Source organism: Mesorhizobium sp. BR1-1-6 (assembly GCF_020165355.1).
Classification (GTDB): domain Bacteria; phylum Pseudomonadota; class Alphaproteobacteria; order Rhizobiales; family Rhizobiaceae; genus Mesorhizobium.
Genome location: NZ_JAIUHZ010000009.1, coordinates 81,754 through 93,964, shown reverse-complemented (window position 1 = coordinate 93,964; position 12,211 = coordinate 81,754). Strand labels below are relative to the sequence as shown.

Sequence of the window (12,211 nt, the reverse complement as noted above, 5' to 3'; positions counted from 1 at the left end):
CCGCTGTGCTGCCCGGCGGGCAGCGTAGCAGCGAAATCCCCGCGCACAAGCCGCGGCGCCGTCAGATCAGAGGACAGGCAGCCCGTGCGCCCGGCGCGCCATCAGGCAATCCTCGTCGCCGGGCATGCAGGCGCGGCAGACATCCGGGCGCAGCTCGTAGATGCCGCAAGCGGTTGCCTTGCCCACTTCGCCACAGAGGGCCGAACAGCGCGGGCCCTCGCAACGCATACCCGACAGATCGGTCGCGACATACTTGTCCGGGATACGGTCGAGCTGCGCGTCGTCCTCGGTGGAAAAGCGTGGCCACTCGGCCGAGTAGGAGCAACAGGCGCCGCAGCTCTGGCAATCAAATGCCGGGACGGTGCCTCGTTGCGACGATGAAAGGCTGGCTGCGGCCACCGGGTTGAACAGCCCCTGCGCAGCAGGATTGCGGTCGGCGTCTTGCGGCAAGGCGCTATTTCTTCTTGCCTGCCTTGCGCGACGGCGCCTCGGCCGGCGACTTGAATAGATCGGTCGCGGCCTCGGCAGCTGCATCGGCCTTCGGCGCGGCAGCCGGCTTGACTGGCTTTGCAGCGGCGGCGGGCGCCGGCGGTTGGTCCTTGGCGGAGAATTTTATGGCCATCTCAGTCCTCGTCGGCGAAGCGCGATGGTGCGCGCGGACTGCGCAAACGGCCGATCAGGGCCGAAACCGCCGTTATGTTCATTTCCTCAGGCGACCAGTTCCTCGCCTCCGCGATGTGATGCGGCGCCAGTTCGCGATGCGTGCTGCCGCTGTAGGCGGCGTCTTGATGGGTCACCGGCTCGCGGGTCTTGGCGTCTTGGCGGACATATTCGATCAAATAGTTCGGGCACTCGGCGCGCCCCCGCACGCCGACGCGCACCTGTGCATCGCCATGGACGCGCTTGCAGCGTTCGAGTTTTTCCAGCACACGCCGAACATATTCGACTGGCTTGTCCAATGTTTCGACCATGTCGGCGATGGTCGCATCAGCGGCGATGGGTGTCGCCGGCACACGCTTCGTCGCCATCAGCGTCTTCCGGCCCGTTTCGGCAACGCCGCCTGTGCGGCCGCCGCAGCGATTTCATCTGCCTCTTTTTCCAGGCGCAGTTCGCGCAAACGCGCGGTCTTGGCTTCACGCGCCTGGGTGAGGGCATCGCGTTCGGAAATGATGCGGTTGAGCGACATCGACTGGGTTTGCGTCTTGCTGAACAAGGGCACTGCCTGATCAGCAGCTGTTTTCGAATTGGCGGTCAAAATCTTTCTCCTGTCAGGAGTCTCGTGCCGATAGGGCAAGACCGGTCTTCAGTCAGGACCCACGCACAAAAGCATTGGGGCGGCGGATTCAACTTGCTGGAGCGTCCCTTAGCACGTTCAGGCCGACGCGCAGCGCATTTTCGGCGGCGAGACCCACAAAGTGAAAAAGGCCAGGCACCGCCTGACCTTCCATGAGAGCGTCGCGCATCCAGTGGATGCACAGGACGCTCCGGCACGCAGCGTGCGAAAACTCAGGTTTCCGCCGCCATGCGCCCGAATTCGCCATTCACCAGTGCCAGTACATCCGTGGTCACCGGGAAGGCTGAATCCTTTTTCAGGCCGCCTTCAACTGGTCGGCCGACATCTTGCCGGACTTGTTGTCACGGACCATCTCGTAGCCGAGCTTCTGGCCCTCGACGATGTCACGCATGCCGGCGCGCTCTACGGCCGAGATGTGGACGAAAACGTCGGCAGAGCCGTCGTCAGGCTGAATAAAACCAAAACCTTTGGTGGCGTTGAACCATTTAACTGTGCCGGTGCTCATGACGAACCCTTTCCATGGCAAATACTCGTTCGCCGTCATGCGGATGCACAACGTCGTTTGTCTCGATTTTTGATGTGGGAAGTTCGTCAAAGGCGCGCTGCAAAGCGCGGATAACAAAAGTCAGTCAACAAATATCGACAAAGGTCTTGTAAGCTATTTAAACGGCCATGTCAATTCTTGGCTCACCCGCCGCGACGGTTCACGCCAATCGGGCACTGAACAAAGCGGCCCTAAAAAAATCTGGACGCGCCGGGAGCCATTTCGGTCGAAGCACGTTTCATGGTTGTCGTCAGCAATTCACGAGAGCAATCGAAGGAAAAGCGAACGGCAAAGACGCCCCCCGCACGATAAAAGGTGCGAGGGGCGTTTTCTTTCGGCCCCTACATCGCGGCGGTCATCATCGGCGGCATCTCGTAGCGGAGGCCGAGGCCCGAGCGCACTGCCAGGTCGACGTCAGTCGGCGTCCGGGACGAAAAGGCCGCTGCGGGCTTTCATGTCTGGAACGGTTTGCTGAAGGCGTTGGTGAATGTGACCCCGCCGTGATCGTCGCTGGCTTCGCCCAGCACGACATCCATGCCATCATTGGTGACCCGCGCCAGTGCGAACCCGCCCATATAGGCCGCCTTTGGCTTGAAGAGATCAAGGCCGTCGCGCTGATAGATCATCGGCACCTCGTGCTGATGGCCATGGAAGACGGCAATTATGTTATAGCCCTTCAGAGCCGCAAGCAGTGCCTGACGGTCCGCATCGCTCCACCAATGCGGCGGCCCCTTGCCGTCGTCGTCGAACGCCTTTTTGGCGGGATCCCATCGCTCCGTCGAAAAATTATCCCAGCCATAATGCTGAAACAGGATGACCGGGCGGCCGTCCGCCGCATAGGTCGCCAGATCCTGCTTCAGCCAGGGCAGGCTGCTCTCCGCGCCATGGCCGGTGTCGCCAGCGAAACGGTGGGTCTGGACAAGATGCAGCCCGCCCCAGTCCCACGCATAGCAGTCGGTCTCCACATCGTAGTCGGTGGCCGGAACCGGTGGCTTGAAGAACACGCCGGCACGGTGATTGACTTCGACATAGTCGCGCATTTCGCGCCGGTACCAGTCAACGTGATGCCGCGGGCCGTTTTGGTCGAGGTCATGATTGCCGAGCCCGACATAGACTGGAACATGCACGCGGTCAGGCCCCATGCCTTGCTGGTAACGCTGGCTGAATTGCAGCAATTGCGTGCCTTCACTCGGCTGGGTGATCTGACCACCGCCATCGTCGGTCATGTCGCCGCCGATGACGAGGCCGAGCGGCGTGCCGATTCGGCTGCCGGCGGAGCGTAGGCCCGTCGGGACGCCGCCGATCTCGACGGGCCATGTTTTGTCGCCAATGCCGTTCAGAGCCGCCACATTGCGCAGCAAGGCAGCGTCGGTCTTGCCTTCCTGCTGGCAATTGGGACTCAAGCCGCTGGCCATGCGGCAGGCATGGACATCGGCGATGAACAGGAAGGTGGCGTCGACAGGCTGAATGCGCTGCCCGGTCTGGCCGAGCGCCGGGCGTGGAAGCGCAAGGGCCGTGGCAAGACCGGCGGCCCGCGCCAGAAAACGGCGTCGTGATACCGATTTTGGTGAGAAGCGCTTCATCATGGGTTGAAGTTCAGCACGGACACCGGTCAGCAGTAAAGTTCAGCGCCCGGTCCACGGCTGCCCTCCCCCAGAACGGAACTGAGTTGTAGGGATCGTTCCCGTCCTCGGCATCAAAGGTTTCCCGGTGGCAGCAATATCCTGCGACGCCGCCTCGTTGCGGCCATGGGCGAAGCTTGGGCGACATTCTGCTCCAGCCCCGCCAGGCAATCGCGCAACATGCCGGCATCCTGCGCCGTCTTGGCCATCGACATCGCTCCGGAATAGGCCGCGACGGCCAGGGCGGCGAAACGCTGCGGATCGGTGTCCTGCTCCCTGCCCGCCTGCTGATCAGCCCGGACCTTGTCGGCGATCGCCTGGCGCCAGCCGGCAAAAATGCCGGCAAGGGCGGCGCGCAATTCGGCATCGGCGAGCGACAGTTCATGTGCAAGGTTGTTGAGGGGACAGCCGCGCACGAAGCCTTGTTGCTCAAGTTCCGCCGCCACGGCTTCGAAGGCTGCACGCACGCCTTCGCGCGCCGAAGCGGCCGCCCGCAAAGGCGCCATCCATGTTTCTTCGACCGCCGCGGCCACACGCTCTTCGATCACCGCCAGCGCCAACGCTTTCTTGGTCGGGAAATGATGATGCAACGCGCCGCCGCTGACACCCGCCGCCGCCATCAGATCGCCGAGACTGGACGCGTGATAGCCGCGTACCTGAAAGGACTCCTGCGCGGCATCGAGCACTCTGTTGCGCATGCCTTCGGGATCATTGGTGCGCTTCTGGGCATGCCCTGTCATCGGGAATCTCCACCTTCTCCCTCAAGCAGGGAAGAAAAAGAAGGTAGCAGATTGACAAAACAGGACAACCGGTCTGTTTTATAAAACAGGATGATCACCCTGTTTTGGAGAGCTTATGAGCATGCCCCTGAGTGCCACATCGGAGACGGCAGTGCTCGCCTCCCCGGTCGTCGAACTGCGCCAGTACACGCTGAAACCCGGCAAACGCGATACTCTTATCGACCTCTTTGACGGCAAGCTGATTGAAGGCCAGGAAGAGGCCGGGATGACCATCATCGGCCAATTCCGGGACCTCGATCGCCCCGACATGTTCGTCTGGCTGCGCGGCTTCGAGGACATGGAGGTGCGCAAAGGCGCCCTGAGCGCCTTCTATGACGGTCCGGTATGGGCAGCGCACCGCAATTCAGCCAATGCCACGATGATCGATTCCGACGATGTGCTGCTGCTCAAGCCTGCGTGGACCGGGGCTGGCTTCGATCTCTCTGGCGCCTTGCGCGCGAGCTTGGCCGTAGACGAAAAGCCAGGCAGAAGCACGCCGCTGTCAGGCATGGTCGTGATTCGGATTTATCATTTGCGGCCGGGCACAGAGGCCGCGTTCGCCAGCCGCTTCGAGGCCGAAGTCGCGCCGATGACGGCGTCACCCGGTGCGCGGCTGCTCGCCGCTTTCGTCACGGAGCATGCGGAAAACAGCTTTCCACGCCTGCCGGTGCGAGCGAGTGAGAATGTTTTCATCAGTGTGATGGGTTTTGATGGCGAAGAAGCGCAGGCCCAGCATGAAACCGCGCTTGCCGCCTCACCTGCATGGCAAGCCTTCTCGCACGCCGTCCGACATGACCTGACCAGACCGACCGAAACCATGCGCCTGTCGGCGACATCGCGCTCGCGGCTTTGTTGCTGATTTCCCAGTCCGCGCGGAGGCGGCGTCTGATCAGAGGCGGGGCGGCGTCTTTGCGGTGGACGGCGGGTATACGGCGGAGTGAGTGGACAGCCGATCTCCCCCCTCGTGGGGGAGATGGCCGGCAGGCCAGAGGGGGGCGCTGTCCCGCCGATCTCTCATTCGATTGCACTTCCGCCCTTGTTCTAACCTGAACGCAGCTGAATGACGACAGATAGCGTTCCTTCGCGCTCCCGCCGCCCTGCCGGGCATCTCCCCACGAGCGGGGAGATTGGCTCCGTCTTCAACCGATTTGCATCTTCATCGCCCGCAATCTCCGCTTGATGCGTTTTGTGCAACGCGATACGCCGTTGCCCAAATCGACAGACCGGAGACTTGCCGTGAGCGCTGCCAAGACCAGAACCGAAACCGATACGTTCGGTCCCATCGAGGTCGCCGCCGACCGTTATTGGGGCGCGCAGGCGCAGCGTTCGCTCGGCAATTTCAAGATCGGTTGGGAAAAGCAGCCGGCATCCGTCGTGCGCGCGCTCGGCATCGTCAAGCGGGCGGCGGCGGAAGCCAATATGGAGCTGAAGCGGCTCGATCCGGCGATCGGCAAGGCGATCGTCGAAGCCTCTCAAGAAGTCATCGACGGCAAGCTCGACGACCATTTCCCGCTGGTGGTCTGGCAGACCGGCTCGGGTACGCAGTCCAACATGAACGCCAACGAGGTGATCTCCAACCGGGCGATCGAGATGCTGGGCGGCGTCATGGGCTCCAAGAAGCCGGTGCACCCTAACGACCACGTGAATATGAGCCAGTCGTCGAACGACACCTACCCGACCGCCATGCACATCGCCTGCGCCGAACGCATCGTGCATGACCTGTTGCCGGCGCTGAAGCACCTGCACAAGGCGCTCGCCGCCAAGAGCAGAGAGTTCAACCATATCATCAAGATCGGCCGCACCCACACGCAAGACGCCACCCCGCTTACGCTGGGCCAGGAATTCTCGGGCTACGCCGCGCAGGTCGCTTCGTCGATCAAGCGCATCGAGCTGACGTTGCCCGGCCTGCAGGAACTGGCGCAGGGCGGCACCGCCGTCGGCACCGGCCTCAACGCGCCCGTCGGCTTCGCCGAGCGGGTGGCCGACCGCATCGCCGCCATCACCGGCATCGCCTTCGTCACTGCCCCGAACAAGTTCGAGGCGCTGGCAGCCCATGATTCCATGGTGTTCTCACATGGCGCCATCAACGCCGCTGCCGCAGCGCTGTTCAAGATCGCCAACGACATCCGCTTCCTCGGTTCCGGCCCGCGTTCCGGCCTTGGCGAATTGTCGTTGCCGGAAAATGAGCCGGGTTCCTCGATCATGCCGGGCAAGGTCAACCCGACGCAGTGCGAAGCGATGACCCAGGTCTGCGTGCAGGTGTTCGGTAACAATGCAGCCCTCACCTTCGCCGGCAGCCAGGGCCATTTCGAGCTCAACGTTTATAACCCGCTGATGGCCTACAACTTCCTGCAGTCGGTGCAGTTGCTCGCCGACGCTTCGGTCTCCTTCACCGACAATTGCGTCGTCGGCATCGAGGCGCGCGAAGACAACATCAAGGCGGCCCTCGACCGCTCGCTGATGCTGGTGACGGCGCTTGCGCCCACCATCGGCTACGACAACGCTGCCAAGATCGCCAAGACCGCGCACAAGAACGGTACCACGCTGCGCGAGGAAGCGCTGGCCACCGGGCTGGTCAGCGAAGCCGATTACGATCGGATCGTGCGGCCGGAAGATATGACCCATCCTGGCTGAAGGCACTTTTTCGGCGGGAAAATATGCTCCCGCCACCGCATCGACCGGCACGAATTTCCGTTTTTCACCGGTTCACGGAAACGTATGTCCTGTGAACAATGTGTCGCCAGACAGGCGGCTTTGGTGAACAGTCAGCATGGTCTATCTGACGGGCGATCAACCCCATTCGGAGAGCCACCATGTCCACCAACACTTCCTTCGCCGGCGCCGGCACCGCGTCCAACAGTTCTGTCACGATCCTGCTCGGCCGCATCCTGCTTGCGGTCATTTTCCTGCTTTCCGGTTTCGGCAAGCTCAGCGCCCTTTCCGGCACCGCGGCCTATTTCGGCGGCCTCGGCCTGCCCTTGCCGACCGTGACAGCCATCGTCGTCGGCCTCATCGAACTGCTCGGTGGTCTGGCCATTCTCGTCGGCTTCCAGACCCGGATTGCCGCCTGGGTGCTGGCGATCTTCACCGTCGCCACGGCCCTGGTCGCCCACACCGGCTGGGCCGACCAGATGCAGATGATCAACTTCATGAAGAACCTGGCGATCACCGGCGGCTTCCTCGTACTGGCTTCCTCCGGCGCCGGCGCCTATTCGATCGACGCCAAGCGCGGCTGAACTTCCCTCCCCCGTCTTGACAGCAGTGGCGCGGGATTTTCCGCGCCACTGTTTCGTTGTCAGTGCAGAAGCCTCAATTTAGCGCCCGGATTTGCCGGGGCATTGGTGGTAGGATCGATCGGTCCGGGTGGGTAAAGCCCAAGCCGGCCAACCGACAACGGAGGTGACCATGCCTCGCAACGCACTGCTTATGGCTTCGCGGCTGCTGCTTGCCGCGCTGTTCGTACCGTCAGGCTTCCATGCGCTCGCCGACATTGCCGGCACATCGGGCTATTTCGCCGGCCTTGGCCTGCCGCTCCCGGGGCTCGCCGCGTGGGGCACGGGCCTGTTCGAGCTGATCGCCGGCCTGCTGATACTCATCGGCTTCCAGACCCGGATCGTGGCTCTGCTTTTGGCCGCCTTCTGCATCGTTGCCGGCTTCATCGGCCATTACGGCCAGGGCGCCGATGATGCGACGCTTGCCTTCCTGCACCAGCAGATGCTGATGAAGGACATCGCGATATCGGGCGGCTTTCTGGCGCTCGCCATGGCCGGCGCCGGCGCCTGGTCGGTCGACGGGCGGGCTGCGGTTTGATATCGCCTAAATCCAAGGGCAGGCCCGGAACCAACCAGACATATGCCCCGGGTTGAACTCTCGATGCCCGAGCCAAGTCGACGCCCGAGCCAAGTCGACCCCCCTCCGTCGAGCTGCGCTCGACACCTCTTCCCCGATCGACGGGGTAGAGGAAGGGCTCGCGTTCGCTAATCTTGGCGCCCCTCCTCTCCCTCCGGACGGGGGAGAGGTGGCTTGGCGAAGCCAAGACGGAGTGGGGGAAGCCGGTCTTCAAACGCGAAGCCGCTGAACAAGTGGCGCGATGGAGTTGGCCGTACCTATTTCACCGAAACGCTCGGCCCGCCTTCGACCGCCAGTACCAGGAGGCGGCCGGTAATTCGCGCCAGTTGCGCCAAGCGCCCGGCGGGCCGCTCGCCATAGAGATCTGCCAGAGATGCCGGTAAGACCAGCGCCAGCACGCCATTGCCGCGCTGCTCCCATTTCAGTCTCGGCATGACGCCGGGCATCGAGGCGGTCAGCAGGTAGACGACGCGCATCGATGCCGCCAGCACCCGCGCCCGCTCCAGATAGCGCGGTGTCGCGAGCGCCTTGATCTCGGGCGCGATGGCTTCGTTGAAGATGCCGTCGTGCCGATAGGCGTTGGCCATCGCCAGATAGGCGCGGCCAGGGTGGTCGACGCCGAAAAAGGAGGCGTGGGCGATGATATTGAGCGATTGCTTGCCGCGATATTCGGGATGCGCGCGCCAACCGATGTCGGCCAGCAATGCCGCGGCGTGGCGGTAGCGCGCCTCGTCCTCGGTCTCGTCGATGCCGAAAGCGGCAAAGGTCTTGGCCGTCCAGTCGACGAGTTCATGCGCATGGGTGACCGAGCGCGAGCGCAGCCGGGCGAGTTCCTCCGATGCCGAGATCAGGGGATCGGCCTTCTGCTCGGCCTGGTCGAGCAGGGAATAGAGGAAGCCTTCGCGCACGCCGAGCGCCGAGACGATGATCTTCGACGGCTGCATCGCCGCCATGATCTCCTGCAGCACGATGGCACCGTAAGGCAGCAGCGAGCGGCGGTTCTTCGAAACGCCCTCGATGCCTTTGATCTTCTCGATCTCGCCTTTGGCCACTTGCCGCAGGAAATTGGCGGCACTTTCGACGCCGATCTCGTAGTGGTGCATGACGCCAAGCGGATAGTTGGTCATCTCCATGTGCAGCCGGGCGAGATTTCGCCAGGTGCCGCCGACGGCATAGAAAGGCCTGCCTTGCCCGCCTTTCAGCAGCTTCGCCCGCCCCAGCTCGTCGCGCACGATTTTCGCTGCCTGCGTGAGGGAGTTCTTGGCCATATCCTGGAGGCGCAGGCCGCCCAGCGGCAACGTTATGCCGTCGCCGATCGCTTCGCCATTGACGTCGACCAGTTCAAGGCTGCCGCCGCCGAGGTCACCCGCGATACCATTGGCCGGATGAAAGCCGCAGATGACGCCGAGCGCGGAATAGTAGGCTTCCTCGCGGCCGCTGATCACGCGGATCTCGGTCTTGAGCACGTCTTCGGCGCGGTGGATGAAATCGGGGCCGTTGACGGCCTCGCGGGCGGCCGCGGTCGCCAGCACGTACATGTGCTCGGCACCGGCCTGGTCGGAGAGCGCGCGGAAACGGCGGAACTCCTCCATCGACCGTGTCACGCCCTCGGGGTCGAGCTTTCCCGTCGACACGATGCCGCGGCCGAGGCCCGCCAGCATCTTTTCGTTGAACAGCATGGTCGGCGAGCGCGCCAGCCCCTCATAGACGACAAGGCGGATCGAATTCGAGCCGATGTCGATGATGGACAGCGGTCGGCGATCCTGCAGCCGGCCCTGGGAATCGGACAGCATCAGGCGGCGGCGTTCTTCTTGCGGCGCTTGAATTGCGCGATCCGCTTCGGCGCATGCGATTTCAGCGCATCACCCCGTCCCGACAGGCTCGGATTGGTCATGAAATATTCCTGTGCGTTGAACGGCTCCTCGCCCTCCTCGAGCACGACGCGCCGGGAGGTTCCATCAGCCAATACGTCGAAACTTTGCTGATTGTCCATGATGTTGCCGAGCATGATCTGGCCCAGCACCTGTTCATGCACAGTTGGGTTGGTGATCGGCACCATGGTCTCGACGCGACGGTCGAGATTGCGCGGCATGAGGTCGGCCGAGGAGATGTAGACCACCGCCTCGTCCGACGGCAGGCCGTGGCCATTGCCGAAGCAATAGATGCGGCTGTGCTCGAGGAAACGGCCGACGATCGACTTGACCCTGATGTTTTCCGACAGGCCCGGCACCTGCGGCCGCAGGCAGCATATGCCGCGCACGACGAGGTCGATCTCGACGCCCGCTCGGCTGGCGTCGTAGAGCGCGTCGATGATGATCGGATCGACAAGGGCGTTCATCTTCATCCAGATGCGTGCCGGCCGTCCCTCGAGTGCGTGGGCGACCTCATCGGAAATGTGCTGCAGGATACGGTTCCTCAGCGTGAAGGGCGAGATCGCCAGCCGCATTTCGGCGGTCGGCTCGGCATAGCCGGTGATGAAGTTGAAAAGCTGGGCGACATCGCGTGCGATCGTTGCATCGGTGGTGAAGAAGGACAGGTCGGTGTAGATGCGCGCGGTCACCGGATGGTAATTGCCGGTGCCCAGATGCACATAATTGCGCAGCTTGCCGTCCTCGCGCCGCACCACCAGCGACATCTTGGCGTGGGTCTTGAGCTCGAGGAAGCCGAACACGACCTGGACGCCGGCGCGCTCGAGGTCGCGCGCCCAGCGGATGTTGGCCTCCTCGTCGAAGCGAGCCTTGAGCTCGACCAGTGCCGTCACCGACTTGCCGGCCTCGGCGGCGTCGACCAGCGCACGCACGATCGGGCTGTCGTTGGAGGTTCGGTAAAGCGTCTGCTTGATCGCCACCACTTCCGGGTCGGCCATCGCCTGGCGCAGGAACTGCACCACCACGTCGAAGGATTCGTAGGGGTGGTGGACGATGATGTCCTTCTCGCGGATAGCGGCGAAGCAATCGCCGCCATGCTCGCGGATGCGCTCGGGGAAACGCGGATTGTAGGGCGTGAATTTGAGGTCGTCGCGGGCAACGGCGACGATCTCCGAAATCTGGCTGAGCGCCAGCGGGCCGGTCAGGACGCTGATGCGGCTCGACGAAACGCCGAGTTCGCCGGCGACGAATTCGCGCAGTTCGGCCGGCATGAGCATGTCGAACTCGATGCGAATGACGGAGCCGCGGCGGCGGCGCTTTAGCGCGGTCTCGAACAGGCGCACGAGATCTTCCGATTCCTCCTCGACCTCGATGTCGCTGTCGCGAATGATGCGGAACGTGCCGGAGCCCTTGACCTCGTAACCCGGGAACAACTTGCCGATGTAAAGGCCGACCGCCTCTTCCAGCGGGATGAAGCGGACATGGTGCTTGCGGTCCGGCAGGCGGATGAAACGCTTCAGCGCCACCGGCAGGCGCAAGAGCGCGCTCATCTCCTCGCCGTTCTTGCGATGGCGAAGCTGCAGCGCCATCGAGAAGCCGAGATTGGGGATAAACGGGAACGGGTGCGCCGGGTCGATCGACAATGGCGTGAGAACAGGAAACACCTGGTCCTGGAAGTGCTCCTCCAGCCAGGCCTTCTCGTCCTTGGTCAGCGCGTCGCGGGTGATGCTCTCGATGCCTTCCTTGTTGAGCAGCACGGTCAGCGCCGAAAGGCTTTTCTGCTGGTCTTCCTGCAACCGTTCGACCTCGCGCAGCAGCTGTTCGAGCTGCTGTTCGGGGGTACGCCCGTCCGGACTTCTCAACACGATGCCTTCGCGAACCTGGCCGGCCAGGCCGGCGACGCGCACCATGAAGAACTCATCGAGATTGGCCGCGGAGATCGACAGGAAACGTACCCTCTCCAGCAGCGGATGGTTTGTGTTCTGCGATTCCTCGAGCACGCGGCGGTTGAACTGCAACCAGGAGAACTCGCGATTGACGAAACGATCCGGATTGCCTTCCGGGCTTGCCGCTTCCGCATTGATGAACTCGCTCTGGACCGGCTTCAGTTCGTTCATGGTTCCTGCTCTTCCCACGTCTGGTTGCTTCGCCGCTTTTTCGGGCGGCGCCCAGGCTGTTGCGCCTGGCTGCGATGCTCCAGCCGGTTAACCGGCTTAACTTATCCTCTGACAGGCTTTTGCGACAGTTTCATTTCA

13 protein-coding genes are annotated in these 12,211 nt (G+C 63.0%); 4 read left to right on the top strand and 9 right to left on the bottom strand.

Annotated features, from left to right (window positions below; genetic code table 11):
* Nucleotides 1-66: 66 nt before the first annotated feature.
* From LB545_RS18730 to LB545_RS18700, 7 genes are all read right to left on the bottom strand, one after another.
* Nucleotides 67-450, bottom strand: coding sequence for a YkgJ family cysteine cluster protein (locus tag LB545_RS18730; protein WP_224705621.1), 384 nt, complete (start codon nucleotides 448-450; stop codon nucleotides 67-69).
* A gap of 4 nt (nucleotides 451-454) precedes the next feature.
* A complete protein-coding gene (locus tag LB545_RS18725) occupies nucleotides 455-622 on the bottom strand; it encodes a hypothetical protein (RefSeq protein WP_181167560.1) in 168 nt (55 codons plus the stop codon).
* A 1-nt stretch (nucleotide 623) separates the two neighbouring features.
* Entirely contained in the window at nucleotides 624-1,028 is a 405-nt protein-coding gene (locus tag LB545_RS18720; RefSeq protein WP_140494290.1) for a hypothetical protein, read from the bottom strand.
* Entirely contained in the window at nucleotides 1,028-1,255 is a 228-nt protein-coding gene (locus LB545_RS18715; RefSeq protein WP_224705620.1) for a hypothetical protein, read from the bottom strand. The genes LB545_RS18720 and LB545_RS18715 overlap by 1 nt, the downstream gene beginning before the upstream one ends.
* A 334-nt stretch (nucleotides 1,256-1,589) precedes the next feature.
* Entirely contained in the window at nucleotides 1,590-1,799 is a 210-nt protein-coding gene (locus LB545_RS18710) for a cold-shock protein (protein ID WP_010915421.1), read from the bottom strand.
* 491 nt (nucleotides 1,800-2,290) lie between these two features.
* Entirely contained in the window at nucleotides 2,291-3,424 is a 1,134-nt protein-coding gene (locus LB545_RS18705) for a metallophosphoesterase (protein WP_224705619.1), read from the bottom strand.
* 110 nt (nucleotides 3,425-3,534) lie between these two features.
* Nucleotides 3,535-4,200: a TetR/AcrR family transcriptional regulator gene (locus tag LB545_RS18700; protein ID WP_140650602.1), complete on the bottom strand. Its 666-nt coding sequence runs from the start codon at nucleotides 4,198-4,200 to the stop codon at nucleotides 3,535-3,537.
* A 115-nt stretch (nucleotides 4,201-4,315) separates the two neighbouring features.
* Here LB545_RS18700 and LB545_RS18695 point away from each other — a divergent pair, with 115 nt between their 5' ends.
* The 4 genes from LB545_RS18695 (at nucleotide 4,316) to LB545_RS18680 (ending at nucleotide 8,049) form a co-directional block, all read left to right on the top strand.
* Nucleotides 4,316-5,098: an NIPSNAP family protein gene (locus LB545_RS18695; protein WP_140650599.1), complete on the top strand. Its 783-nt coding sequence runs from the start codon at nucleotides 4,316-4,318 to the stop codon at nucleotides 5,096-5,098.
* A gap of 377 nt (nucleotides 5,099-5,475) precedes the next feature.
* Nucleotides 5,476-6,873 carry a class II fumarate hydratase gene (gene fumC, locus LB545_RS18690; RefSeq protein ID WP_140650596.1) on the top strand — a complete coding sequence of 466 codons (1,398 nt, stop codon included), beginning with the start codon at nucleotides 5,476-5,478 and terminating at the stop codon, nucleotides 6,871-6,873.
* Nucleotides 6,874-7,052: 179 nt separating this feature from the next.
* Complete coding sequence (locus tag LB545_RS18685) at nucleotides 7,053-7,475, top strand: DoxX family protein (protein WP_140650593.1); 423 nt, start codon at nucleotides 7,053-7,055, stop codon at nucleotides 7,473-7,475.
* Between the two features lie 169 nt (nucleotides 7,476-7,644).
* Nucleotides 7,645-8,049, top strand: a complete 405-nt coding sequence (locus LB545_RS18680; RefSeq protein WP_140650590.1) for a DoxX family protein — start codon at nucleotides 7,645-7,647, stop codon at nucleotides 8,047-8,049.
* A gap of 296 nt (nucleotides 8,050-8,345) precedes the next feature.
* On the opposite strand, the gene ppx is transcribed toward LB545_RS18680, so the two are convergent.
* Both ppx and LB545_RS18670 read right to left on the bottom strand, forming a co-directional pair.
* The gene (gene ppx / locus LB545_RS18675) at nucleotides 8,346-9,881 is read right to left on the bottom strand and encodes an exopolyphosphatase (protein ID WP_140494306.1); all 1,536 of its coding nucleotides are present in this window, start codon (nucleotides 9,879-9,881) and stop codon (nucleotides 8,346-8,348) included.
* Nucleotides 9,881-12,073, bottom strand: coding sequence for an RNA degradosome polyphosphate kinase (locus LB545_RS18670; protein WP_140494308.1), 2,193 nt, complete (start codon nucleotides 12,071-12,073; stop codon nucleotides 9,881-9,883). The genes ppx and LB545_RS18670 overlap by 1 nt, the downstream gene beginning before the upstream one ends.
* Between the last annotated feature and the right edge of the window lie 138 nt (nucleotides 12,074-12,211).

What these genes read in the sequence shown, in the direction of transcription:
- LB545_RS18725 (WP_181167560.1), bottom strand. Translation starts at nt 622, where the DNA reads ATGGCCATAAAATTCTCCGCCAAGGACCAACCGCCGGCGCCCGCCGCC.
- LB545_RS18720 (WP_140494290.1), bottom strand. Translation starts at nt 1,028, where the DNA reads ATGGCGACGAAGCGTGTGCCGGCGACACCCATCGCCGCTGATGCGACC.
- LB545_RS18710 (WP_010915421.1), bottom strand. Translation starts at nt 1,799, where the DNA reads ATGAGCACCGGCACAGTTAAATGGTTCAACGCCACCAAAGGTTTTGGT.
- LB545_RS18705 (WP_224705619.1), bottom strand. Translation starts at nt 3,424, where the DNA reads ATGATGAAGCGCTTCTCACCAAAATCGGTATCACGACGCCGTTTTCTG.
- LB545_RS18700 (WP_140650602.1), bottom strand. Translation starts at nt 4,200, where the DNA reads ATGACAGGGCATGCCCAGAAGCGCACCAATGATCCCGAAGGCATGCGC.
- LB545_RS18695 (WP_140650599.1), top strand. Translation starts at nt 4,316, where the DNA reads ATGAGCATGCCCCTGAGTGCCACATCGGAGACGGCAGTGCTCGCCTCC.
- LB545_RS18685 (WP_140650593.1), top strand. Translation starts at nt 7,053, where the DNA reads ATGTCCACCAACACTTCCTTCGCCGGCGCCGGCACCGCGTCCAACAGT.
- LB545_RS18680 (WP_140650590.1), top strand. Translation starts at nt 7,645, where the DNA reads ATGCCTCGCAACGCACTGCTTATGGCTTCGCGGCTGCTGCTTGCCGCG.
- ppx (WP_140494306.1), bottom strand. Translation starts at nt 9,881, where the DNA reads ATGCTGTCCGATTCCCAGGGCCGGCTGCAGGATCGCCGACCGCTGTCC.
- LB545_RS18670 (WP_140494308.1), bottom strand. Translation starts at nt 12,073, where the DNA reads ATGAACGAACTGAAGCCGGTCCAGAGCGAGTTCATCAATGCGGAAGCG.